Genomic DNA, 23,411 nt, shown 5'->3' with positions numbered 1-23,411 from the left:
GGAGGAACGTAGAAGGGCCGACCGGCCCGACACAACACAGAGGGAGAAGAAGACATGGCCATGTGGGGACTCGATGTCGAGCAGGTCCGTCAGCTCAGCAAGAAGCTGCAGAACAAGTCGGAGCAGGTCCAGGAGATCCTGACCACGCTCACCAGCGCCCTCGAGTCGGTCGACTGGAAGGGTCCCGACGCCGAGAAGTTCCGCAGCGAGTGGAAGGGCACGCACACCGCCGCCCTCAAGAACGTCATCAACGCTCTGAACGACGCCTCGCAGAAGGCCACTCAGAACGCCAACTCGCAGGAGCAGACGTCGAACTCCTGATCGACGACGAAGGGCTCTCTCCTCTCGGAGGGGGCCCTTCCTCCGATTCGGGAGCCGACTTGAGGGTGGGTTGAGAGGGTCTCATGGGAATCTACGGCGCCGATGTCGCTGAGCTGCGCAAGCTCGCGAAGAAGTTCGAGAACGCTGCGCAGGACCTCACGAGCATCCAGTCGACCCTGACCACGAGCGTCAACCAGACGCAGGCGTGGCAGGGTCCGGATGCCTCGGAGTTCCGCAGCGATTGGAGCAGTGTCCACACTGCCAAGATCAAGGCGGTCGTGTCCGCGCTGCAGAGCGGCGGCTCCGACCTCGCCAAGAACGCCGACGAGCAGGAGCAGACGTCGACCGACGGCGGCAGCATCGGCGGCGGCGCCGGGGGTTCCGGCTCGGGTGGGTCCGGGGGCGGATCCACCGGTGGCGGCAGCGCCGGCGGGGGCGGCGGCGGTGGCGGCGGGAACGGCGACGGACCCAGCTCCTCCGGCGGCGGCTACGCGCACGGCTTCGAGGACAACGGGTACGCGAACGCCGGCACCTCGACCGATGAGAACGGCAACACGAACGCGAACGCCGAGGCCGGCTGGCAGTGGGGTGCCGGCGCCGGGGTCAACGGCGATTTCGACGCGGGGTGGGCATCGGGTGAGGGCCAGGCGGATGCGTTCGCCGGCTTCGACTCGAACGCGTCGGCCGGTGCGGGCATCGGTCCGGATGGAGCGCACGCTGAGGCGGGCGCGGATGCGTTCGTCGGCGGTCGCGCCGACGCCTCCGGCTCCGTCGAGCTGTTCAACGGCGGCGCCACGGCCTCCGGCAGCGCAGACGTGATGGCCGGCGCCGAGGCGAGCGCCAATGCGAGCGCCACGATCGGTCCTGACGGCGCCGGTGTCTCCGCGGGCGCCAACGCGTTCGCCGGCGCGTCCGCCGGCGTCGACGGCAGCGTCTCCGCGGGCGGCGTGACCGTCGGTGCGGGGGCGGAGGCCGTCGCCGGTGCGGGTGCCTGGGCTGAGGTCGACGCGAGCGTCGGCTGGGATGAGGTCAGCGCCTCGTTCGACGTCGGTGCCGCTCTCGGCATCGGCGCGGGCGTGAACTTCGACATCTCGTTCAGCCCGTCCGACGCCGTCGACTCGGTGGCTGGATTCTTCGGATTCTGACCATCCCCTGTTGATCACTCGACCTCAGCGACATTCTCAGAAAGGCTCGAATCATGACGAACACCATCACCTTCCCGGGTGAGAACACCCCCGCGTTCCCCGCGGTCGCGCTCGATCTGCCCGACGACTGGCGAGAGATCGTCGTCGCGGGCACCGTCCTCGCCGGCGCCAAGTCGGTGCCCGAGGGCGAGTTCCGTCCCAACGTCGTCGTGGCGCTGTCGCGCTTCGCCCGCGGCTACACGCTCGACGACGCCATCCGTACCGTCACCGAGAAGGTCGAGTCGATCGACGGCGCGGTCGAGCTGGGCCGCGACGACCACGAGGTGCTCGGCCGCCCCGGCTTCCGCATCGAGTTCTCCTACCCCGACCCCCGCGTCGGCACCCTCATGCAGGGTGTGCGGATCGCCGTGATCGAGCACGGCGCGGTCGCCGATCTCGTGCAGATCACCGCCACCGCGACCGGCACGCAGGCGACCGAGCTCTGGGGCGAGCTGCGCGACGTGCAGTCCTCGCTGTCGGAGGCGACGGCCGGGGTGGCGTGACCATGGCGGAGCCCCTCGAGAGCGCCCAGCAGCGCATCCTCTCCCTCAACGGTCCGGATGTGCCGTACGAGTTCACCCCGACGGCCACGGGCGCGGTGGGCCGGTGGAAGTACGCCGACGTCAAGTGGGCCGCCTTCACCGGAGCCGGGCTCATCGACGCCTCCTACGTGCTCACGGTCACCCTGGATCCGGCCGACGGCACGTGGGAGTTCGACGAGCAGGACACCCAGTCGAGCGTGAAGGTCTCCGGCGGGGCCGGCGGCTTCGGCATCAGCGGCGGCACGTCGACCTTCAAGGGCCACCAGACCCGCACCACCAAGACGTGGGGAGCGGGCACGGCAGCCTCGACCACCGACCGCCAGGGCGAGCACCTCGGCAACACGTACGGGTACTCGTTCTCGACCTCCGAGATCAAGGATCCCGTGGTCGCCGCCCTCGAGGCGGCGGGCTACTCGAAGAAGAAGGGCTTCTTCGGCCGGCTCTTCTCCTAGTCGTCACCTGCCGGCCGGCTCGGCGCGATCAGGCTGGAGCTCGTCGAGCTCTCGGCGGGCAGCGTCGAGCCGACGGCGCGCGAGCGGGACCTGCCACCACCGCGCGGCGGAGAGCGCGGCGTCGGTCTCGCGCACGCGGACGCGCGCGGCGACCAGGAGCGCGTCGCGTTCGAGGAGAGCGCGCTCCGCGTCGGTGTAGAGCTGCTCGCCCCGATCCTCCACGGCTACAGCGATCCACGATCCCGAGACGAGTGCGATCACGCTGATGATGCGGAACCACAGCAGCATCGCGATGAAGACGACGAACGACGACAGCAGCGGGTTCTGCGTGGCGCCGCTCAACAGGCGCCCACCACCGGCTTGGAGCAGCACCAGCGCGAAGGCACCCGCGAGAGCGCCGGGCAGCATCCGCCTGAACCGGATGCGGGCCCTGGCCAGGAAACGGAAGAGCGTCACCAGCGCGGCCGTGTCGACGACGAACACGAGCGCGAGCCCCGCCGCTCCGGCGAGGAGCGATTGGATCCATCCGCGGGCCTCGACGCCGACGAGATCGAGGAGCCAGTCGACGGCCGCGGTGCTGATCACGCTGAGCACGGCGGTGAAGAGCAGCATGAGGCCGAACGAGAGCGCCACGAGGAAGTCGCGCGCCTTGAGCAGCACGTACGATCGCTCATCCCGCGGCAGCCGGAAGATCGAGCGCACCGCCAGGCGCGAGTAGGTGATCCAGCTGGTCGCGGTCCAGAACAGGATCACGACGGCCACGAGACCCGTGACCGTGAGCACCGATGTGGTGGAGGTGGCGATCTCGCGGATGGCGGCCGTCGTGATGACGCCCTCGTCGCCGATCAGGCCCGGAACGTAGGTGTTGATCACATCGATCAGCGCATCCATCGTCTCCGGCGACTGCACGAGCCAGATCCCCGCGACGGCGAACACCACGTAGACCCCGGCGAAGACGGCGAACAGAGCCTGGTAGCTCATGCCGGCGGAGAGCACGAACCCGTTCCCCACCAGGAACCGCCGCCAGACGCGCACGGGGAAGAGGGCGAGCGTGCGCTCGGTGACCCGGGTGACGGTCTCGATGGGCTCCTGGAAGCGCTCCTGGAGGCGGTCCTGGATGCGTTCGGTCAGCCGAGACTGATCGTCGGCCTGCGCCCGCTCATCCGCCTGCGCCCGCTCATCCGCCTGTACCCGCTCCTCGGCTCCGGCCACCGGCGGCCGCTACGGACGACGGGCGAGGTACAGGGCGACTGCGTCGCAGGCCGTCTGGTGGTCGATCACGTCGGGCTCGCCCGAGGCGGTGACGGTGCCCACGACCTCACCGGCGACGAGGATCGGGATGGCCCCGCCGTGCGACCGCATCACGGAGTGGTCGAACGCGGGATCGGTGTCGTCCTCGAACCTGCGGCCCTCCGCCTCGTACCGGCGGCGGACGAGCAGCGATGGCACGCCGAAGTGGCGAGCGACCGCGGCCTTGCCGGCGAGCCAGAAGTCGTTGTCGGGACCGGTGGCACCGAGCTTGGCGCGGAAGACGAGGTCGTCGCGCAGCACCACGTCGACCGCGAGGTCGAGAGCCCGCTCCCGGATGAGGGCGACGGCGAGGGTGCCGAGGTCGACCGCGTCCTCCTTCGTGAACGAGTGGACGTCGAACGGGGCCACGGCCTCGAGATCGTCGACGGTGAAGACGGGGAGCTCGCGTTCGCTCATGCGCTCAGCCTACCGGCGCGGCACCTCTCCGCCTGGCGGGAGCATCCGGATCTGACACTCGTGGCGGCTTCGCGCGGGACGAGGTCACCACGAGTGTCAGATCCGCCCCTGCTCATCGGGGGAAAGATCACCAGCGACGGGTGAGGAGCGGCCAGTCGGCGCGGGTCGCGGCGGCGTCATAGGCAGCCTCCAGGAACGACAGCACCAGCGCATCCGGATCGCTCGCCGTGCGCACCGTCTCCCAGGGCAGCAGGAATTCGCCGAACGCCTCGCTGAAGAACGCACCCTCGGGCACGGGAGCGTCGGCGAAGCCCTCCGGGGCCGGATACGCGTACGAGTAGAACGCCCCCTCCTCGCCGCCGCCCGGCCAGAAGCCCGCGCTCGAGAGCTCGTGCGAGTAGCCTTCGTGCATCACCCAGTCGGGGCAGTGCGGCGCACCGCCCGGATGCGTCGGAGCGGGCCGTCCCGAGAAGCGCGTCACGGCCAAGTCCATCGCACCCCAGAAGAAGTGCACGGCGCTGACCTTGCCCGTGAACGAGGAGCGGAACCGGCGGAGGATCCGGTCGGCCTGCACCAGCTGCCGCCAGAACGCGGTCGCCTGCTCGGGCACGTAGGTGTGGTGGACGGTGTCGTCCGCGAACGGGATCGCGACCTCGACCTCGTTGGGTACGGGCCGGATGTCGACCGTCACACCCAGCCGGCCGAGCGCCTCGAAGACGGCGGCGTAGAAGGCGGCGACGCTGAGGCCGGTAAGCGCGAACGAGTCACGGCGCCCGTCGCTGCGCCGCAGCACGAGCTCGTGCGCGAGCAGGTCGAACTCGATGTCGAGCTCTCCGTCGTGCCCGGGCAGCGGCATGAGCCCGGTTGCGAGCCCGCGCGCGGTCACCTGCAGCGAGACGTGCCACCAGTGGTTGATGGGCGCGGCCAGCGCCATCCGCACCTTGCCCACGATCTGCGTCCACATGTGGAGCGTCTCCCGCGTCGCCGTCCACTCGTCGACCCTCAACGCGGGCCACGCCGCGCCCGCCACGCTCGTCTCGCCCGTCTCGCTCACGCGTTCAGCCTAGGAGAGCCCCTCCGTGGCTGGGTCCAAGCGGTCCGCCGGCGCGGATCTGACGACCGTAGGGTGAATCCATGAGCGCAGACAACCCGACGGCGGACTTCTGGACGTCGTGCCGGGCGGTCATGGGCGGTCTTCCCGAGACGCCGCCCGAGGCGTGGGCGTTCGGGGCCACGGCCGAGCAGGCGGAGGAGCTCCTCGCCCTCGTCCTCGCGGGCACGAAGACGGCGACGGCGTCGTCCGCCTGGGACTACGAGGTCGACGGGGAGCCGTTGCCCGCCGAGGGCGACTACAGCATCCTGCTCGACGGGCGCGGCATCCCTCGCGCCGTCATCCAGACCACCGCGGTGAGCATCGTCCCCTTCGACGAGGTGACCGAGGCGCACGCCCACGCGGAGGGAGAGGGAGACCTCTCCCTGGCCTGGTGGCGCGACGCCCACGAGCGCTTCTGGCGGTCGTTCTCGACCAGCTCTCAGGGCTTCGACGCGCGGATGCCCGTCGTCTGCGAGGAGTTCCGGCTGGTGTACCCGGCCGCGGCCTGACGCCGTCCGCGCGACCCTAGACGGAGGCTCCCGCGGCGACCTCGCGCGTGGGCTCCCACCCGAGGGCGGGGGCGACGTAGCGAGCGAACGACTCCATGAGGCGGAGGTTGAACGCGACGCCCAGCTGGCTGGGGATCGTGATCGTGAGCGTGTCGGCCGACTGGATGGCCGCATCCTGCAGCAGCTGCTCGACCAGGACGTCGGGCTCGGCCGCGTAGGTCTTGCCGAACGTGGACGTGGTCCCGTCGATGACGCCGATCTGGTCGCCGTCCTGGCGGCCGCCGAAGTACATCCGCTCCTCGGCCGTGGTGATCGGGATGATGCTGCGGCTCACCGATACGCGCGGCTCACCGGCGTGGCCGGCCTCGCGCCAGGCGGCGCGGAAGGCCTCGATCTGCTCGGCCTGCAGCACGTCGAACGCGCGGCCGTCCGCCTCGGTGAGGAGGGTCGACGACATCAGGTTCACGCCCAGACGTCCGGCCCACTCGGCGGTCTCGCGGGTGCCCGCACCCCACCAGACGCGCGAGCGCAGTCCGGGCGAGTAGGGCTCGATGCGCTGCAGCCCGGTGCCGCCACCGAAGGGGCTGTGCGGGTCGCGCTCGGCCAGGCCCACGCCGTCGATGGCCTCGAGGAAGCCCAGGAAGTGCTCACGACCGAGGTCGGCTCCGCGGGGGTCGTCCGACTCGTAGCCGAAGACCTCGTACCCGCGGTGAACGGTCTCAGGTGATCCTCGGCTCACGCCGAGGGCGAGGCGCTCGCCGCTCATGAGGTCGACGGCCGCCGCCTCCTCCGCGAGGTAGAGGGGGTTCTCGTAGCGCATGTCGATGACGCCGGTGCCGATCTCGATGCGCTCGGTGCGCGCCGCGATCGCCGCCATGAGCGGCAGCGGCGCGGACTGCTGTCGTGCGAAGTGGTGCACACGGAACGCGATGCCGTTCACGCCGAGCTCATCGAGGCCCTGCGCGAGGTCGATCGCCTGCAGCATCGAGTCGCGAGCCGTCAGCTCGCGGCCGCCTCCGAGGGGGCCGTAGTGTCCGAACGAGAGAGTGCCGAATCGCTTCACGCCATCCTCAACCCGCCTCCGCCCCGTTCCATTCCTTCGAATGGAGTTCGACCGCGGTCGAGACCGGCGGATCAGCCGCTGAGGCGCTCCGGGTGGTAGGCGCGGCGGCGGATGTCCTGCAGCGCGACGGGCCGACGGCAGGCGAGCGCGACGAGATCGCCCTCCGCGACGTCCCCCGGCAGCGCGATCCGCAGGTCGCCGGGGCGGAGAGCAGGGCGGACGACGTAGGGCCGTCGCATCCGCATGCCCGGCCGCCCGAGGAGGAGGGCCGATCCCCGCACGACCGCGTCCTCGTCGAGCTCGGCGTCGAGCCACACCTCGTCGCCGACGCCGGACTCCGCGGCGATCACCGCCTCGATGCGGGTGACGACGACGCAGCAGTAGCGGCCCTCGCGCGACGGCACAGGCCTCTCGCCCACTCTCACGAGCGGCGTGCCGACGGCACGCGCCGCCCCGACCAGCGACTGCCCGACGATGCTCACGTCGTCTCGTGTGAACACGGTGCCGACCGGCCACTCCGCGAACCGCGGATCGAGGGCACGCCGGCGGAAGGAGCCCACGGTGTGCAGCAGCATCAGCGTCCCCCTCCGCGGAGGTCGCGGAGGCAGACGGTACCGGCGCAGGGCACCACGACGAGGTCGCCGGGGAGGAGGTCCGCGGGGAGCGAGACCACCGCATCCTGCAGGCTGCCGATCGCGAATCGCGCGAGGCGGGCCGTCGAGACGCGACCGAGGAGGCGGGCCTCCGCCAGCTGCGGGGAGACCCGGGACAGGTCGGCGTCAAGGCGGAGACGTCCGCCCTCGGTCTGGAGCACCGTGGCGACGACGACCGTCGCCTCCCCGGTCGGAGAGGGGCGGCCGTGCGTGCCCGGCCGGGCGGCGGCGGCGCTGTGGACGCAGGGCGTATCGCACACCTCGGCGAGGCGACAGAGCGACACCCCCGCGACGACGACGTCGGTCGTGGTGGCGATGGTCGACTCGGGCCAGAGGTCGAAGGCGAGGGGATCGGGGATGCTGTGGCGGAGCGTGGGGAGCAGTGCGGTGAGTGTCACATCCGCAGGTCTACGCGCACGGCGGCCCCACTCGGGCGGTCCTCACGGGTTCCTGACGCCCACCCGCCCACTGCTCACGCCGCCCTCACGCCCGCGCCCGACGGCACGGGCGGAGGCGCCGAGCCGCCGCGCCCGCAGCGCCGCGGGTCCGGCCCGCTGAGCGCGCTGGGGAGGCCCCAGGGGCGGCGAAGCGGCGCGCAGCGGGCGCAACCCGCACCCCACCGCCGCGAGCCGCGCCACTCCGGTGCCTGCGGCCGGCGCCCGAGGCCCTGGCTCAGCGGCGGACGGCGCGCACCACCTTCCCCGCCAGCTTCAGCGCGATCCATCCGCCGACGATCCACGGGCCCGCCACGATGATCGGGTCGATCCACGCGTGGTGGGTGTCGACCCGCGTCGACCCCATGCGCGACGACCACCCGTGCCGACGGCGCTCGCTGAGGATGCCCGTCTCGGTGATCGGGTTGTCAGGCCGACCCGATAGCAGCGAGGAGACGTGCGCTCCGGCGGCGTCGATGCGATCGCCCGCGACGAGCAACAGCCAGTGCGCCGCGCGCCCCTCGCTGAAGCGTGCATACGCGAAGCGGCGCACCATCCCCGACACCCCGTGCAGGGGCGCGACCGTGCCGAACACCGGGGGCAGCATCCCGTGCTCGATCGAGCGCTCGCGCGGATGGAGCTCGGGCTGGCGGTCGGGGAAGTCCCAGTGCGCTCCCGTCGCCTCCGGCGCGTAGCGCTCCCGCGGCACGGCGGGGCGGTCGGCGGGGTCGAGGTCGACTCCCCAGCCGGGGATGCGGGCGCGGAGATCATCGGAGGTCTCGCGCGGGGCGGGCTTCTGTGCGGTGTAGGGCATGGCGTCCTCCTAGGCGGCGTCGAACTCGATGACGGTCTTGATGTTGCCGTCGAGCTTGGCCGAGAACATGTGGTAACCCTCGGCGATGTGCTCGAGCGGGATGCGGTGGGTGATGATCTCGTTCGGCTTCAGGTAGCCGTTGCGGATGTGCTCGAGCAGTCTCGGCCACTGGCGCTTGGCCGGGCACTGGTTCATCCGCAGCGTGAGGCCCTTGTTCATCGCGTCGCCGAACTTCACGGCGCTGAAGAGGGGACCGTAGGCGCCCATCACCGAGACGGTGCCGCCCTTCCGGACGGCGTCGATGGCCCAGTTGAGCGCGATGGGCGAGCCGCCCTGCAGCTTGAGCTTCGCGGCGGTGATGTGCTGCAGCAGGTTGCCGTCGGCCTCCGCACCGACCGCGTCGATCACGACGTCGGCGCCGAGGTGGTCGGTCGCCCGCTTCAGGGTGACCACGATGTCGTCGTGCTCGGCGAAGTTCACCGTCTCGGCGTGCGCGAACTCGCGCGCCTTCGCGAGCCGGTACTCGAGGTGGTCGACGACGATCACGCGCCCCGCGCCCATGAACCACGCCGATTTCGCCGCATAGAGCCCCACTGGGCCGGCGCCGAACACCACGACGGTGTCGCCCTCACGGATGTCGCCCAGCTGGGCGCCGAAGTAGCCGGTGGCCAGCGCATCCGTCATCACCAGCGCATCCTCGTCGTCGAGCCAGTCGGGGATGACGCTCGGGCCGACGTCGGCGAAGGGCACCCGGACGAACTCGGCCTGCCCGCCGTCGTAGCCGCCGCAGGTGTGCGAGTAGCCGTAGATGCCGCCCACCGCGGTGGCGTTCGGATTGACGTTGTGGCAGTTGGAGTAGAGCCCGCGCACGCAGAAGAAGCACGAGCCGCAGTACACGTTGAAGGGGACCATGACGCGGTCTCCGACCTTCAGGTTCTCGACCGACGGTCCCACCTCGTGGACCACCCCGATGAACTCGTGCCCGAAGGTGGTCCCGATCCGGGTGTCGGGCATGAGTCCGTGGTACAGGTGCAGGTCGGATCCGCAGATCGCCGCCTTCGTGACCCGGACTATCGCATCGTTCGGATGCTCGATCCTCGGGATGTCCTTCTCCTCCACGCGGACCTTGTACGGTCCGCGGTACACCATCGCCTTCATGCTGGCTCCTTCGAGGGGTCTCGGTCGTCGGGACATCGGTCGTCCGGCTCTCAGTGCAGGCCCGCGGCGCACCCTTATGCAACCCCCGTGCGGAGGTCCATGCCTCGAGCGTCTCCGACGGGGGTAAGATCGATTCGTCCCATTCCTGTACTGCGTCCAAAAAAGGCGCGCGAGGCGAGATCCCATGCATCGAACACCCTTCCGACGGACGGCCGCCTCCGCGAGCGCCGCCGCCCTCACCGCCGTGGCCCTGCTGCTCGCGGGATGCACCGCCTCCGGCGTCGGCGCCGCCGGGAACACCCCGGCCGGCGAGCCGAAGGACGGCGGCACGCTCGTGTACGCCTCGGGCGACGCCGAGCCGACCTGCCTCGACCCGCACGTCGGCGGCAACTACCCGCAGGCGCTCGTCGCGACGCAGTACCTCGAGCAGCTCGTCACCCTCGACTCCGACGGCGACCCCGTCCCCTGGCTCGCCGACAGCTGGAAGGTCAGCGACGACGGGCTCACCTGGGACATCACGGTCCGCAGCGGTGTGACGTTCACCGACGGCACGCCGCTGACCTCGGAGGCGATCGCGGCCAACGTGGCGCACCTGCAGGATCCGAACACCAAGTCGAGCACCGGCTATCTCGCCGTGCAGAAGATCCAGGACGTCGAGATCGTCGACGACAGCACCGCGCGCCTGCACCTCAGCTCGCCCGACTCGGCCCTGCTCGAGTCGTTCAGCCAGCCGTGGCTCGCCATCGAGTCGCCCACCGCCCTGAAGCGCAGCCAGGACGAGAACTGCGCCTCCCCCGTGGGCACGGGTCCCTTCGTCGTCAGCCAGTGGAACCGCCAGCAGTCGATCGAGCTCGACCGCAACGACGCGTACGACAGCGCCCCGGCCGACGCCCAGTACACCGGCCCCGCGCACCTCGAGCACATCGAGTGGCGCTTCATCCCCGAGGCCGCCACCCGCTACGCGGCGCTGGCCAGCGGCGAGGTCGACGTGATCGACAACGCGCAGCCGGATGCGATCCAGCAGGCGGAGGGCAACGGCTCGCTCGTGCACCTCGATGCACCCCGGCCCGGCTCGAGCAACCGCATCGAGCTCAACTCAGGCCAGGCCCCGTTCGACGACGAGAAGGTGCGCGAGGCGTTCATCGCCGCCGCGGATGTGAACCCGGGCATCCAGAGCCTGTTCTTCGGATCGGCGCAGCGCTCGTACTCGCCGCTGTCGAGCGTCGAGCCCACCGCGTACAGCGAGCCCGACCTCTTCGACGTCGACACCGATCGCGCGAACCAGCTGCTCGACCAGGCCGGCTGGACCGCCCGCGACTCCGACGGCATCCGCACGAAGGACGGCCAGCGCCTCACACTGCGCATGCCTGTCAGCACCAACCAGTCGATCCCCGCGGAGGTCTCGCTCTTCGAGCAGCTGCAGGCGGCCGAGAAGGCGGTCGGATTCGACATCCAGCTCAACCAGCTCGACCTCTCCGGGTGGTACGGCGCGCTCGCCGCGAACGAGTACGAGCTGGTCTCAGCGCCGTACACGAAGGTCGGACCGGACGTGCTGCGCATCCTCTACGACTCCTCGGGCATCACTCCGGCGCCGAGCGGGTACTTCGCGAATCACGCGAAGGTGGACGACCCTGCTCTGGATGCGCTGCTCGCGCAGGCCAGCGCCACGAGCGACCCCGCCCAGCGGGCCGACCTGTACCAGCAGGCGCAGAAGATCGTGCTCGAGGGCTACTACATCCTCCCGCTGTACGACCAGCAGAACCACTTCCTGCTGCGCAACGACGTGGAGGGCGTGCGCACGCTCGCGGTGTCGACGCCGACGTTCGCCGAGGCGTGGCTGAACCGCTGACGCCGGATCCGCTCCCCGGCAGGACATCGACGGACGCCGCCTCGCGCGAGGCGGCGTCCGCGTCGGTGCACCTGGAGGCCGCCCCGCCGCCGAGCGCGGCGCGCCGCGCGCTCTCCGTGGGGCGGCTCCTCGCCGTGCGCGTCGCCGGCGCCGTGTTCGTGCTGTGGGCCGTCGCGACGATCACGTTCCTCGCGGTGCGCGCCATCCCGGGCGACCCCGCCGAGGCGGTGCTCGGCGGGCCGGGCTCGCAGGCGGGCCCCGACGCGCTCGCCGCGGCCCGGGCGCAGTACGGGCTCGACCTGCCGTTCGACATCCAGTACCTGCGCTACCTCGGGCTGCTCGCCACGGGCGACCTGGGCACCTCGTACGCCCTCCACGATGGCGTGGCCCACGTGATCGCCGAGCAGCTGCCGGCCACCCTCGTCCTCACCCTCGTCTCGCTCGTGCTCGCGTGGCTGCTCGCCCTCGGGCTCGCCGCGTGGGCCTCGCGGGGCGGATGGGGGTCGCGCGCGGTGGGCGGTCTGCTCGAGATCACCGCCGCCGCCGTGCCGCACTTCTGGCTGGGCGCGGTGCTCATCGTGCTCTTCTCGCTCACGCTCGGGTGGCTGCCCGCCGTGAGCACCTCGACGCCGCTCGGCATCGTGCTCCCCGCGCTCACGCTCGCGATCCCGCTCGCCGGCTTCCTCGGGCAGGTGATGCGCGAGCAGATCGCGGATGCGGTCACCTCGCCCTTCGCGCTCAGCGCCCGAGCCCGCGGCGAGGGTGCCGCGGGGCTCTTCTGGCGCCACGCGCTGCGGCACGCGTCGCTGCCCGCGGTAACGCTCACCGGATGGGCGCTCGGCTCCCTCATCTCGGGCGCCGTCGTCGTGGAGACGCTGTTCGCCCGCCAGGGTCTCGGGTCGACGCTGTACAACGCGGTGCGCATCCGCGACGTGCCCGTCGTCGTCGGCGTCGTGCTCGTGGTCGCGCTGGTCTACGTGGTGGTGACGATCCTCGCGGATCTCGCCGAGCGTGCCCTCGACCCGCGGAGACGGGCATGAGCGGGGTGGGGATGGGCACGGTCGGGCCCTCGGGGGCGACGCGCGCCCCGGGCGCCGGCGGCGCCGCGGGGTGGTTAGCCCGTGTCCGGCCGCGCCCCGTCGAGGTGATCTGCATCGCGATCATCGTGCTGCTCGTCATCGCGGCGGTGATGCCGTGGCTGCTCGCGCCGGGCGACCCGCTCGCCATCGATCCGACGCAGGCGTTCCAGGGGCCGTCGTTCGCGCATCCGCTGGGCACCGACGAGTCGGGCCGCGACACCCTCACCCGCCTCGTGCACGGGGCGGGGCCGTCGCTCCTGATCGGGGTGACCGCCACCGGGATCGGCGTCGCGCTCGCCCTCGTGCTCGGCGTCGCCTCGGGGCTCGGGCCGCGCTGGCTCGACTTCACGTCGACGCGGCTGGTCGAGGTGATGTTCGCGTTCCCCGGGGTGCTGCTGGCGCTGCTCTTCCTGGCGCTGACCGGGCCCGGCGCGTGGACGACGACCATCGCCGTCGGGCTCGCCGTCGCGCCGGGGTACGCGCGCATCCTGCGCGGTGAGTTCCGGCGCGTGCGCGACGCCGGGTACGTCGAGCAGTCGCTGCTGTTGGGGCGCGGATGGTGGCACAGGCTGGTGCACCACATCCTGCCCAACGCCATCGCGGGGGTGTTCGTCGTGGCCACGCTCGGGCTCGGGCAGACGATCGTGTGGGCGGCCGCGCTCAGCTACCTCGGGCTCGGCACCCCGCCGCCGGCGGCGGAGTGGGGTGCGATGCTCTCGGCCGGACGCACCTACCTGCTCACCGCCCCGTGGCTGACGCTGGCGCCGGGCGCCGCGATCGTGCTCGCCGCCGCGTCGACGACGCTCCTCGGTCGCGCCCTGGAACAGCGTCGGAGGGAATCATGAGCGGATCGGCCGTCGACGTGAGCGGGCTGCGGGTCGCCTTCCGCGACCGGGAGGTGGTGCGCGGCGTCTCGTTCGCGATCGAGCCGGGCGAGACCGTGGCGCTCGTGGGCGAGTCCGGATCGGGCAAGTCGGTCACCGCCCGGTCGCTGGTGGGCCTCTCCGGCGCGGGCGCGCTCGTGACCGCCGAGCGACTCTCGGTGGGCGGGCAGTCGGTGCCGGCGCCGTCACCGCGGCAGCTGCGGCGCCTGCGCGGCGGGACGGTGGGCATGATCGCACAGGACGCGTTCGCCTCGCTCGACCCGCTGCGCCCGGTCGGCCGCGAGATCTCGGATGCTCTGCGACTGCACACGGACCTGTCGCCCTCCGAGCGGCGAGCGCGCGTGATCGCGCTGCTGACCCGGGTGGGTGTGCCGGAGCCCGAGCTGCGCGCGTCGCAGCGCCCGCACGAGCTCTCGGGCGGACTGCGGCAGCGTGCGCTCATCGCGGCGGCGATCGCCGCCGACCCCGCCGTGCTCATCGCCGACGAGCCCACCACCGCCCTCGACGCGACGGTGCAGGCGGGGATCCTCGATCTACTCGCGTCACTCGCCGCCGACGGCGCCGCGGTGCTCCTCATAAGCCACGACCTCGCGGTGGTGTCGCGCCTCGCGTCTCGCGTGATCGTGATGCGCGACGGCTCCGTCGTGGAGCAGGGCCCCACCCGCGCGGTCATCACCGCCCCCGCCCACCCCTACACGCGCGCCCTCGTCGCCGCGGTCCCGACCGACCGCCCCCGAGGCATCCCCTTGAGCGCTCCCACCCCATCCAGTGCTCACAATCGGCGCGATCCCCACCCAGATGGCGCACGAAGTGAGCACTCGACGCCTGCCGGCGACGCGCAAGAGAGCACGCGCACCGCGCCCACCACGCCCCTCAGCGCGGACGGTGAGCAGTCGACGAGGCGGGGGGTGCTCGAGGCTCGGGGGGTCACCGTGCGGTTCGGGGTGGGGGGACGGGCGGATGCTGCGGGCCGTGTCGGACGTGTCGCTGCGGCTCGAGGCGGGGCGGACGCTCGGGCTCGTCGGGGAGTCGGGGTCGGGGAAGACGACGCTCGCGCGCGTGCTGCTCGGGTTGCAGCGACCCGACGCGGGGACGGTGACCCTCGACGGCGAGCCGTGGGTGCCCGGCACGGAGCGCGACCGGCGGCCGAGGAGAGCGCTCATCGCGTCGGTACCGCAGGATCCGTACGGCACGCTCGACCCGCGCTGGACCGTGCGCCGCACTCTCGCCGACGCGCTCGACGCGGCCGGCAGGCACGAGCCCGGCGGGCAGGACGCCATCGAGGAACTGCTCGAGCGCGTGCGACTACCCCTCGAACTGGCGGATCGACGCCCGCAGAACCTCTCGCCCGGGCAGCGCCAGCGCGTCGCGATCGCCCGCGCCGTGGCCCGCCGCCCGCGAGTGCTGGTGGCGGATGAGCCCGTGTCGAGCCTCGACGTGTCGGTGCAGGCGCAGATCCTCGACCTGCTCGACGACCTCCAGCGCGAGCTGGGGCTCGCCGTGGTGCTCGTGTCGCACGACCTGGGCGTGATCCGTCACTCGAGCGACGACGTCATCGTGCTGCGCGCCGGAGAGGTGGTGGAGCGGGGGCCGACCGAGCGCGTGTTCCGGGATCCGCAGGCTCCCTACACGCGCCAGCTGGTCTCCGCGGCGCCGCGCCTGCTCCTCTGAGCGGACCCCGACGCAGAACGCCGCGCCTGCTCCGCTGACGCCGGACATGACGAAGGCCCCCGGGTCTCCCCGGGGGCCTTCGTCATTCAGCGAGTGCTACGCGCGGCGGGTGCGACGCGCGAGGAGCAGGGCTCCACCCGCGGCGAACAGCAGCGCGAGGCCGGTGATCGCGAGGGGCGCCACCTCGGCACCGGTGTTGGCGAGGCCAGCCGGGGTCGAGTTGTTGCCACCAGCGGCGGCGAGCACGGTGATCGCGGCCAGGGCCGGGTCGCTCGCGACACTGTTCACAGCCTGGGTGGCCGAGAACGTGTACTGGCCGGCGGCCAGCGCGGGCAGGGTCACGGACCAGGTGCCGTTGGCGACGGTCGCGGTGAGCGACGCGTCGGTGCCCCAGGTGACGGTGACGGTCGCGCCGTCGATGCCGGTGCCGCTCAGCGTGGTGGGAGCGGAGCCGGCCGCGAAGCTCGCGCCGTCGGTCGGGCTGGTGATGACCGGAGCGACCGGGACGACCGCGAAGTTCACCACGGCAGGAGCCGAGTCGGGAGCGGCGAAGGTCGAGAGCGAGCCGGTGGGGGCGGTCTCGGACTGGATCGCGCTGATCGTGTACGCGCCGTAGCCGAGGTTCGCGTCGACCGACCAGCTGCCGTCAGCGCCGACCACGACCTCGTCCGTGACGGATCCGGTGAGGTTGACGGTGGCACCGGGGGTACCGGTTCCGGTGACCTTGGTCAGCGAGGTGACGACACGCTGGCCGTCGACCGGGTTGGTGAAGACCGGCGAGGGCAGCGGGGCCTCGACCACGTTGACCTCGAACTCGAGCGCCGCCGACTCCGAGAAGCCGCTGGTCGAGACGACGCGGTAGGCCGCGTTGCCGGTCTGGACCGGAGCCGTGATGGTCCAGTTGCCGTTGGCGTCCACCGGGACGGTGAACGGCGCGTCGGTGCCGTGCTGCACGGAGAGCGTGGTGTTCGGCGTCGCGGTACCGGTGATGGCGCCGCCGGCGAAGACGTCGCCGCCATCGGCGGGCGAGGTCAGCACGGGGGTGGCGAGGGCCACCGCGATGGTGAAGTCCTCGTTCGCGACCGAGTTGACCTGGGCGATCGCGGCCTGGAGGTTCGCACCCCAGGTGATCTGCTTGCCGCCGGCAGTGGTGCCGCCGGAGATCAGTCCGACCGCGGTGTTGCCCTGGAGGATGGCACCGCCCGAGTCACCAGGAGCGGCGGGAGTGTCGCTCTCGAAGCCGTAGACCGCGTGACCGGCGACGTTCGCCCATCCGTTGATGGTCGAGACGGTTCCCTGGGTGTAACCGGTCGTGCGTCCGCTCTTGGTGACGGTCGCGCCGACCGTGGCGTCGCCGATGCCGGTGACGGGAACGGTGTCGATCGAGAGGTCGTTCGCCGCGATGTCGGCGGCGCTCCAGGTGGAGACCTCGGGAAGCAGCGTGAGGTCGTTGGCCGTGTTCCACACCGAGATGTCGACGCTGTGAACGTCACCGTTCGTGCCGGCGCTGTTGCCCGGTCCACCGAACTGACCGACCTCGAGCTGACCGAGGTTGGTGTAGTCGACCGGGTTGCCCGTGCCGCCACCTGCCGTGTCGCTCTGGGGGCGGGTCAAGCGGGAGAAGTCGTAGGTGACGCTCGGGTCGGTCTCATCGACGACACAGTGGCCGGCCGAGATGACGACCGGCTCGCCCGTCTTGTTGAAGCCGGAGAATCCGACGGAGCACGAGCCCACGGGCGTGGTCTGGGTGCCGACGAGGTAGCCGGCGCCGCCGACCACATCCTTGTCGGAGAACGCCGAGAAGGGCGCATCGATGGTGCGCACGACGACGTTGGAGTTCGAGTCGACGAACGCCTCCGCGCCACCGGTCAGCGCATCCTGCGCCTTGGTGGTGAGGACGACGACGTTGCCGTCGCCGTCGGTGGCGACGGCCTGGATGCCGTCCTCGTTCAGGAGCGACTTCGCCTGAGCGTCGAACGCCGGACCGGACGTCGGTGCGACCGAGTCGCCCTGTCCGTCATCTGCGATGGCCGCCTGGCCGAATGCACCCGTCATGCCCGCGACTGCGAGCGTTCCGACGGCGAGGTAGGCGGCTCTGCGCCTCCAACCAACTGACATGTGTTCCCCTTACCCATCTATCGGTTACGTACTCAGACGCGGGGCGAGATGTCCGGTGCGCGGCTCTCCTCCATGAGCGGCCGCAGCACGATCCGATCCCCCCGAGACCCTCTGACCCTATCTAGTGGGACACGGAGTCGCAAAGCTGACTGTCATCTTCAGCTTCTCTGAACGAGGATGGAACGCATGCTCCGTCGACGTCTCGCCCTCCTCGCCGCTTCCGGTGGCGCCCTCGCCCTCCTCGTCGCGGGGTGCGCGTCCAGCTCGCCCTCCGCATCCTCCGGGGGCGATCGATCGGCGGCGGATGCGGTGGGCACCTGGGCGGGAACGGGCGACAAGCCCGCGTCGCTGAACCTCGCGGAGGACGGCTCGGTCGACGGCACCGACGGCTGCAACAAGGCGACCGGACGGTACTCGGTCGAAGGATCGCAGGTGTCGTTCGCGCTCAACCCCATGACGCTCAAGGCGTGCCTCGGCGTGACGCTGTCGTTCGACAAGCTCGACCACGGGACGGTGGACGGCGACAGCATCACGCTCTACACGCACGACGGCACCGAGCTCACCACGCTGACGCGCGGCTGATTGGTCCGCACACGAGGGGCCGGCGCGCGATCGCGTCGGCCCCTCGTGCTGTCGGCCGCGGTGCTAGATGCTGCCGCCGCGCCGCAGGCGGCGCGCCACCGTCATCATCCCGGCGGCAAGGGCGACCATCGCCAGGGCCGAGAGCGCGAGCGGTCCCGCGTCGAGTCCGGTCTGGGCGAGCGTGCCCGTCCCGGATCCACCCGAGCCGGCCACCGCCGCGTTGGAGCCGGTGCCGGTGGGTGTCTCGACTGGCGGGGAGGGAGGCGCGGGCACCACGGTGAGGCCCGTAGCCCGCGCATCGCTGGACTGTCCGTTGATGACCGTCCACGCGAAGATGGTGTACCCGCCCACCGGAAGGTCTGACGGCAGCGTGACCGACCACCGATAGGGATCGGCGATCGTCTGTATGGATGTGCCCTCACCCCAGCTCACGACCACCGTGGATCCCGGAACGCCGACCGACCCCGACACCACAGGCGCGGTGCCTGCCTGAACGACGATGCCCTCGGAGTCGGGCCAGGCGATCACCGGTTCGAAAGGCACCACGGTGAAGGGCACGGTCACCGGCCGGGAGTCCCCGAGCCCCTCGGCAGTCTGGGTCATCGTGACCTGGTACGCGCCGTAGGTCAGGTTGCACGGCACGGTCCACGCACCCGTGAGTCCGATGAACGTCGTTCCCTCCACATCTCCGGTCAGATGCACGGTCGCACCGGGCGTGCCCGTCCCGCTGATCGCCGTCACCCAACCCAACGCTCGCTGATTCGGCTGGGGCCACCACGGCGCGAGATCCGGCAGCTGTCCGGCCACCACCTCGTAGGAGAGCGTGAGCGGCTCACCCTCGACCGTGCCGTCGAGTGCAGCGATCCGGTAGGTGACCGGCCCCAGGTCGGCGCGGGCGGGAAGGCTCCACACCCCGTTCCCATCGACGGTCAGCTGATACGGATCGCGGGCATCCACACGGACGGTCAGCAGCGTGTAAGGCCGCCCCGTGCCTGTGATGAGCGTCCCCGGCGTGACCTCGGAACCCGATGCCGGGCCGGTCAGCACGGGCGTCGGCGGCAGCGCCGGCTCGGCCACGGGATCGAGCGGCGCATCCGCCGCCTGCGTCGGCGCAGCGGGCGCGCTCGCCCCGATCTCGTCGGCGAAGGCCGCCGGCGCGACCCCTCCGATCACGCACGCGAGCACGATCGCCCCCGCTGCCCCTCGCGCGGCCGATGCGCGCATCCAGTCCTTCATGTCCCCGTTCCCCGTTCCTTCAGATGGACCCTCACCCCGTAGTGTCCGGACGGGGTACGGCAGTTCCATCCGGATCGCGACCGGGTGAGGCGGACCTTCGTTGTCGGCATCCCATCAGCGGGTGTAATTTTGCAGTCTGCGCAAGTTTGCGCGGTCCACCTTCTCCCCCCTGAGGACGCCATGTCGCGCAACGAGACGTCACGCCGTCGCCCCACCGCCGCCGAGCGGGCCCAGCAGTTCAAGGAATCGGGCGGGCGCCTGACCCAGCGCCAGATCCTCTTCATCGTGCTCGGCCTCATGGCCGGGATGTTCCTGGCCGCCCTCGACCAGACCATCGTCGGCACGTCGATGCGCACGATCGCCGACGACCTGTCCGGGCTCGACCAGCAGGCGTGGGTCACCACGGCGTACCTGATCATGTCGACGATCTCGACGCCGATCTACGGCAAGCTCTCCGACATCTTCGGCCGCCGTCCGCTGTACATCATCGCGATCACGATCTTCCTCGTCGGATCGCTGCTCGCCGGGGCGTTCGCGCACTCGATGATCGAGCTGGCCGGATACCGCGCCATCCAGGGCCTCGGCGCCGGCGGCCTCATGTCGCTCGCGCTGACGATCATGGGCGACATCCTCGCGCCGCGCGAGCGGGCGAAGTACCAGGGCTACTTCCTCGCCGTGTTCGGCGTCTCGAGCGTGATCGGGCCGCTGCTCGGCGGCGTGCTGTCGGGTGCGAACGAGATCCTCGGGGTCACCGGATGGCGCTGGATCTTCCTCATCAACCTGCCCATCGGCATCGTCGCGATGCTCATCGTGATCGCGTTCCTGCACATCCCGCACACGAAGCGCACCGTGCGGATCGACTGGTGGGGCGCGGCCACGATCATCCTCGCCGTCGTGCCCATCCTCCTCGTGGCCGAGCAGGGCCGCGACTGGGGCTGGGGCTCGTGGGGCGCCATCCTCTGCTACGTGCTGGCGCCGATCGGCATCGTGTCGTTCATCCTCGTGGAGCGTGCGATGGGCGACGACGCACTGGTGCCGCTGAAGCTCTTCCGCTCGCCCACGTTCTCGGTGGCGACGGTGCTCGGCGTGCTCGTCGGCTTCGGCATGTTCGGCGCGATGATGACCATCCCGAACTACCTGCAGATCGCCACCGGCGCGACGCCCACCGAGGCGGGCCTGCTGATGATCCCGATGGTGCTCGGCATCATGGTCTCGTCGATCGTCTCCGGGCAGATCATCTCGCGCACCGGCAAGTACAAGATCTTCCCGATCCTCGGCACGGGCTTCCTGTCGGCCGCGTTCCTCTACCTGTCCTTCGTGTCGGCCGACAAGGGCGTGATCTACGTCATGGTCGGGATGCTCGTGGTCGGCCTCGGACTCGGCCAGCTCATGCAGACGCTGACCATCGCGAGCCAGAACTCGGTCGGCCCGCGCGACATCGGCGTGGCCACCTCGGGCGCGACGTTCTTCCGCTCGATCGGTGGAACGCTCGGCACCGCGGTCGTCTTCTCGGTGCTCTTCGACCGCCTCCCGGATGCGCTGCGCACGTCGTTCACCGACCCGGCGACGGTGTCGGGCATCCAGTCGGCGCTGCAGGATCCCTCGGTCACCTCCGACCCGGCGAACACCGCGATCATCGACATCCTCCAGCGGGGGCAGAGCGACCCGTCGGCGATCGGCAACGCCCTCAACGGCGACACGTCGTTCCTCAACGGCGCGAACGAGGCATTCACCAAGCCGTTCGTCGAGGGCTGGGCGAGCGCGTCGGCGACCGTGTTCCTCGTGAGCCTGGGCGTGGTGCTCGTGGCGTTCGTGCTGAGCTTCTTCCTCAAGGCGACGCCGCTGCGCGCGAAGTCGGCGCTGGAGGAGGCGCACGCGGAGCGCGCCTCGGCCGACGCTGCCGCCTCCGGCGCCGCGGGCTCGTCCTCGGGCTCGGGTGCTGCGGCCGGCGCGGCGTCCGGGCACGTCTCGCTCGACGACGACGAGGAGCCCGCCGTGGAGGCGCAGCTCGTCGCCGATCGGATGGGCGCCCTGCTCGGGCCCGACGTCACCACCTCGTCGGTACCGGCGCAGCGACCGGCGGAGGCGGCCCCCGGCTCGGGCCCGTCGCGGCACGCGTCCGACGCGCCGGTCGACCACGAAGCCCCCGGGGAGACCCACCCGCGCCACTGACGCGCTCCGCGGCCGCTGATCGCCACCACCTCGACACCGAATCCTCGGAAGCCCCGCGCTATATTGCGCGGTGAGGCGGATTCGGTGTCGAGGTGGCGGCGTTCTGCTCTCAGCAGAACCCCGTGACCCGCGAAACGGGGCCGCGGTACCGTCGAGCATGGCCGACGACGCACGCGCAGCAGAGCCCGAGCCGCTCTGGCGGCACCTGGTGGGAGACCGGATGCGGACCCTCCGCCACGAACGGGGCGAGACCCTCGGCGAGGTGGCGCGGCGCGCCGGGGTGTCGCCGCAATACCTCTCCGAGATGGAGCGCGGCTCGAAGGACCCGTCGAGCGAGATGATCGCCGCCGTCGCGGGCGCCCTGGGCTGGAGCCTGCTCGACCTCACCCGCTCCGTCGCCGAGCAGCTCGCCCCCGTCGCCCCCGCGCCCGCCCGGGTTCAGGCGGCGTTCGCACTCGCCGCCTGAACCGCGGTCGTCAGCGCCGCTCGATCACCTGGTCGGCGAGGCCGTAGGCGACGGCGGCCGGGGCGGTGAAGACGCGGTCGCGGTCGGTGTCGCGGCGCAGCGTCTCGAGCGACTGCCCCGAGTGGCGGGCGAGCAGGCCCTCGATGTCGGAGCGCATCCGCACCACCTCGTCGGCCTGCAGGATGAGGTCGGGGATCGCGCCCCGCCCCTGCGCCGCCGGCTGGTGCAGCACGACCCGTGCGTGGGGCAGCACCGACCGCCGCCCGTCGGCGCCGGCGGCGAGCAGCGCGGCGCCCACGCCCACCGCCTGGCCGACGCACGTCGTCGCGACCGGCGAGCGCACGAAGCGCATCGTGTCGTACAGGGCGAGCATCGCGCTCGGATCGCCGCCCTCGCAGTTGACGTAGAGCTGGATCTCGCTCTCCGGCTCGGTCGACTCGAGGTGCAGCAGCTGCGCGATGAGGGCGTTCGCCACCCCCGCGTCGATCGGCGTGCCCAGGTAGACCACGCGCTCGGCGAGCAGCTGCGAGTACACGTCCATCACGCGCTCCACGCCCGACTGCCGCACCACCACGTGGGGGATCGTGTAGGTGCTCATCGCGCCACCCCCGCTCCGATGCCGAAGCCGACCCGGTCGCGTCCCGCGGGACGCAGCTCCTCGAACGACTCGACGATCGAGTCGACGAAGCCGTACTCCAGCGCCTCCTGCGCGCTGTACCAGTGGTCGTGCAGGGAGTCGTCGAAGACGCGCTCCAGGGGCTGCCCGGTGTCGTCGGCGATGAGGCGCAGCACCGTGTCGCGGGTGTGGCGCAGCGCATCCGCCTGCAGTTCGACGTCGACCGCGGGGCCGCCGATGCCCGCCGACCCCTGGTGCATGAGCACCCGCGAGTGCGGCAGCGCCCGGCGCCTTCCCGGCGTGCCCGAGGAGAGCAGGAACTGCCCCGCGCTGCACGCCATGCCGAGCACGAGGGTGGCGACGTCGTTGGGGATGGCACGCATCACGTCGCGGATCGCGAGCATGGCGGGCACGGATCCGCCGGGCGAGTGGATCCAGAGGGAGATCTCCGACAGCGGATCCTCCGTCGCCAGCGCGATGAGCTGCGTCGCGAGGAGGGTGCCGTTGTCGTCGTCGAGCTCGCCGTCGAGCACGAGCACCCTGCGCTCGTACAGCTCGCGGCGGGCGGTGGCGTCGAACGCCTGGGGTCGGGGTGAATCGCTCATGCCCCCACCCTCGCTCTCGCGCCCCCTCCCCCGTGCTCCCTTCTGCTGAGGGCCGCTCCGCCCACGGCAGCGCGCCCGCGCCCGTGCGCCGCCGCGTGCGCCCGCGCCCGCCCGTGGGTGCCTTTCGCCACACTCCTGGCGCTTCGCCACACGCATGAGCGTGGCGAAGCGCCAGGAGTGTGGCGGAGCTCTGCGCGCACGCG

The 23,411-nt window shown here is 71.5% G+C and carries 24 protein-coding genes and 1 pseudogene; 13 read left to right on the top strand and 12 right to left on the bottom strand.

Annotation, left to right across the window (positions count from 1 at the left end; genetic code table 11):
* Window positions 1–54: 54 nt before the first annotated feature.
* The 4 genes from ACFJGV_RS14720 to ACFJGV_RS14705 all read left to right on the top strand — a co-directional run bounded on the left by ACFJGV_RS14720 (window position 55) and on the right by ACFJGV_RS14705 (window position 2,499).
* Window positions 55–321, top strand: a complete 267-nt coding sequence (locus tag ACFJGV_RS14720) for a WXG100 family type VII secretion target (protein WP_378144731.1) — start codon at window positions 55–57, stop codon at window positions 319–321.
* Between the two features lie 83 nt (window positions 322–404).
* Window positions 405–1,466 carry a WXG100 family type VII secretion target gene (locus tag ACFJGV_RS14715; RefSeq protein ID WP_378144730.1) on the top strand — a complete coding sequence of 354 codons (1,062 nt, stop codon included), beginning with the start codon at window positions 405–407 and terminating at the stop codon, window positions 1,464–1,466.
* Window positions 1,467–1,519: 53 nt separating this feature from the next.
* Window positions 1,520–2,008 (top strand): LpqN/LpqT family lipoprotein, encoded by a 489-nt coding sequence (locus ACFJGV_RS14710; RefSeq protein ID WP_378144729.1) that lies wholly within the window; start codon window positions 1,520–1,522, stop codon window positions 2,006–2,008.
* 2 nt (window positions 2,009–2,010) lie between these two features.
* Window positions 2,011–2,499: a hypothetical protein gene (locus tag ACFJGV_RS14705; RefSeq protein ID WP_378144728.1), complete on the top strand. Its 489-nt coding sequence runs from the start codon at window positions 2,011–2,013 to the stop codon at window positions 2,497–2,499.
* Between the two features lie 3 nt (window positions 2,500–2,502).
* Here ACFJGV_RS14705 and ACFJGV_RS14700 read toward each other — a convergent pair whose 3' ends face one another.
* The 3 genes from ACFJGV_RS14700 to ACFJGV_RS14690 form a co-directional block, all read right to left on the bottom strand.
* Window positions 2,503–3,711, bottom strand: coding sequence for a YihY/virulence factor BrkB family protein (locus ACFJGV_RS14700; RefSeq protein WP_378144727.1), 1,209 nt, complete (start codon window positions 3,709–3,711; stop codon window positions 2,503–2,505).
* Window positions 3,712–3,720: 9 nt separating this feature from the next.
* Window positions 3,721–4,206, bottom strand: a complete 486-nt coding sequence (locus ACFJGV_RS14695; RefSeq protein WP_378144726.1) for a heme-degrading domain-containing protein — start codon at window positions 4,204–4,206, stop codon at window positions 3,721–3,723.
* Window positions 4,207–4,333: 127 nt separating this feature from the next.
* Window positions 4,334–5,260: a DUF5996 family protein gene (locus ACFJGV_RS14690; RefSeq protein ID WP_378144725.1), complete on the bottom strand. Its 927-nt coding sequence runs from the start codon at window positions 5,258–5,260 to the stop codon at window positions 4,334–4,336.
* An 80-nt stretch (window positions 5,261–5,340) separates the two neighbouring features.
* Between ACFJGV_RS14690 and ACFJGV_RS14685 the strand changes: the two genes are divergently transcribed.
* Window positions 5,341–5,808 carry an ASCH domain-containing protein gene (locus ACFJGV_RS14685; RefSeq protein ID WP_378144724.1) on the top strand — a complete coding sequence of 156 codons (468 nt, stop codon included), beginning with the start codon at window positions 5,341–5,343 and terminating at the stop codon, window positions 5,806–5,808.
* Window positions 5,809–5,824: 16 nt separating this feature from the next.
* Here the strand turns inward: ACFJGV_RS14685 and ACFJGV_RS14680 are convergent, their stop codons facing one another.
* The 5 genes from ACFJGV_RS14680 to ACFJGV_RS14660 all read right to left on the bottom strand — a co-directional run bounded on the left by ACFJGV_RS14680 (window position 5,825) and on the right by ACFJGV_RS14660 (window position 9,930).
* On the bottom strand, window positions 5,825–6,871 hold the full coding sequence (locus ACFJGV_RS14680; protein WP_378144723.1) for an LLM class flavin-dependent oxidoreductase: 1,047 nt from the start codon (window positions 6,869–6,871) through the stop codon (window positions 5,825–5,827).
* Between the two features lie 71 nt (window positions 6,872–6,942).
* Entirely contained in the window at window positions 6,943–7,446 is a 504-nt protein-coding gene (locus tag ACFJGV_RS14675) for a hypothetical protein (RefSeq protein WP_378144722.1), read from the bottom strand.
* A complete protein-coding gene (locus ACFJGV_RS14670; RefSeq protein ID WP_378144721.1) occupies window positions 7,446–7,922 on the bottom strand; it encodes a hypothetical protein in 477 nt (158 codons plus the stop codon). The genes ACFJGV_RS14675 and ACFJGV_RS14670 overlap by 1 nt, the downstream gene beginning before the upstream one ends.
* A gap of 274 nt (window positions 7,923–8,196) precedes the next feature.
* On the bottom strand, window positions 8,197–8,772 hold the full coding sequence (locus ACFJGV_RS14665) for a hypothetical protein (protein ID WP_378144720.1): 576 nt from the start codon (window positions 8,770–8,772) through the stop codon (window positions 8,197–8,199).
* Between the two features lie 9 nt (window positions 8,773–8,781).
* Window positions 8,782–9,930 (bottom strand): zinc-dependent alcohol dehydrogenase, encoded by a 1,149-nt coding sequence (locus ACFJGV_RS14660; RefSeq protein ID WP_378144719.1) that lies wholly within the window; start codon window positions 9,928–9,930, stop codon window positions 8,782–8,784.
* Between the two features lie 184 nt (window positions 9,931–10,114).
* Here ACFJGV_RS14660 and ACFJGV_RS14655 point away from each other — a divergent pair, with 184 nt between their 5' ends.
* The 5 genes and pseudogenes from ACFJGV_RS14655 (at window position 10,115) to ACFJGV_RS14635 (ending at window position 15,413) form a co-directional block, all read left to right on the top strand.
* Window positions 10,115–11,779, top strand: coding sequence for an ABC transporter substrate-binding protein (locus ACFJGV_RS14655; protein ID WP_378144718.1), 1,665 nt, complete (start codon window positions 10,115–10,117; stop codon window positions 11,777–11,779).
* Between the two features lie 71 nt (window positions 11,780–11,850).
* Window positions 11,851–12,819 carry an ABC transporter permease gene (locus tag ACFJGV_RS14650; protein WP_378148742.1) on the top strand — a complete coding sequence of 323 codons (969 nt, stop codon included), beginning with the start codon at window positions 11,851–11,853 and terminating at the stop codon, window positions 12,817–12,819.
* A complete protein-coding gene (locus tag ACFJGV_RS14645) occupies window positions 12,816–13,703 on the top strand; it encodes an ABC transporter permease (RefSeq protein WP_378144717.1) in 888 nt (295 codons plus the stop codon). Before ACFJGV_RS14650 ends, ACFJGV_RS14645 begins: the two co-directional genes overlap by 4 nt.
* Window positions 13,700–14,437: pseudogene (locus tag ACFJGV_RS14640) on the top strand (ATP-binding cassette domain-containing protein); the annotation flags it as partial. The gene ACFJGV_RS14645 and the pseudogene ACFJGV_RS14640, both read left to right, overlap by 4 nt.
* 277 nt (window positions 14,438–14,714) lie before the next feature.
* Window positions 14,715–15,413: an ABC transporter ATP-binding protein gene (locus ACFJGV_RS14635; protein ID WP_378144716.1), complete on the top strand. Its 699-nt coding sequence runs from the start codon at window positions 14,715–14,717 to the stop codon at window positions 15,411–15,413.
* 96 nt (window positions 15,414–15,509) lie between these two features.
* Here the strand turns inward: ACFJGV_RS14635 and ACFJGV_RS14630 are convergent, their stop codons facing one another.
* Window positions 15,510–17,468, bottom strand: a complete 1,959-nt coding sequence (locus ACFJGV_RS14630) for a hypothetical protein (RefSeq protein ID WP_378144715.1) — start codon at window positions 17,466–17,468, stop codon at window positions 15,510–15,512.
* 249 nt (window positions 17,469–17,717) lie between these two features.
* Between ACFJGV_RS14630 and ACFJGV_RS14625 the strand changes: the two genes are divergently transcribed.
* Window positions 17,718–18,113, top strand: coding sequence for an META domain-containing protein (locus tag ACFJGV_RS14625; protein ID WP_378144714.1), 396 nt, complete (start codon window positions 17,718–17,720; stop codon window positions 18,111–18,113).
* A gap of 63 nt (window positions 18,114–18,176) precedes the next feature.
* Here the strand turns inward: ACFJGV_RS14625 and ACFJGV_RS14620 are convergent, their stop codons facing one another.
* Window positions 18,177–19,337 (bottom strand): hypothetical protein, encoded by a 1,161-nt coding sequence (locus ACFJGV_RS14620; protein ID WP_378144713.1) that lies wholly within the window; start codon window positions 19,335–19,337, stop codon window positions 18,177–18,179.
* 192 nt (window positions 19,338–19,529) lie between these two features.
* Here ACFJGV_RS14620 and ACFJGV_RS14615 point away from each other — a divergent pair, with 192 nt between their 5' ends.
* Both ACFJGV_RS14615 and ACFJGV_RS14610 read left to right on the top strand, forming a co-directional pair.
* Complete coding sequence (locus tag ACFJGV_RS14615; RefSeq protein ID WP_378144712.1) at window positions 19,530–21,521, top strand: MDR family MFS transporter; 1,992 nt, start codon at window positions 19,530–19,532, stop codon at window positions 21,519–21,521.
* Between the two features lie 157 nt (window positions 21,522–21,678).
* Window positions 21,679–21,987 (top strand): helix-turn-helix domain-containing protein, encoded by a 309-nt coding sequence (locus ACFJGV_RS14610; RefSeq protein WP_378144711.1) that lies wholly within the window; start codon window positions 21,679–21,681, stop codon window positions 21,985–21,987.
* A gap of 10 nt (window positions 21,988–21,997) precedes the next feature.
* Here the strand turns inward: ACFJGV_RS14610 and ACFJGV_RS14605 are convergent, their stop codons facing one another.
* Both ACFJGV_RS14605 and ACFJGV_RS14600 read right to left on the bottom strand, forming a co-directional pair.
* Window positions 21,998–22,585, bottom strand: a complete 588-nt coding sequence (locus tag ACFJGV_RS14605) for a ClpP family protease (protein ID WP_378144710.1) — start codon at window positions 22,583–22,585, stop codon at window positions 21,998–22,000.
* The gene (locus ACFJGV_RS14600) at window positions 22,582–23,208 is read right to left on the bottom strand and encodes a ClpP family protease (protein ID WP_378144709.1); all 627 of its coding nucleotides are present in this window, start codon (window positions 23,206–23,208) and stop codon (window positions 22,582–22,584) included. The genes ACFJGV_RS14605 and ACFJGV_RS14600 overlap by 4 nt, the downstream gene beginning before the upstream one ends.
* Window positions 23,209–23,411 lie beyond the last annotated feature (203 nt).

The sequence above is a fragment of the Cnuibacter sp. UC19_7 genome, assembly GCF_042699995.1.
Taxonomy (GTDB): Bacteria; Actinomycetota; Actinomycetes; order Actinomycetales; family Microbacteriaceae; genus Cnuibacter.
Note: the sequence above shows the minus strand (reverse complement) of the source record. Positions and strands in the feature narration are given on the sequence as shown.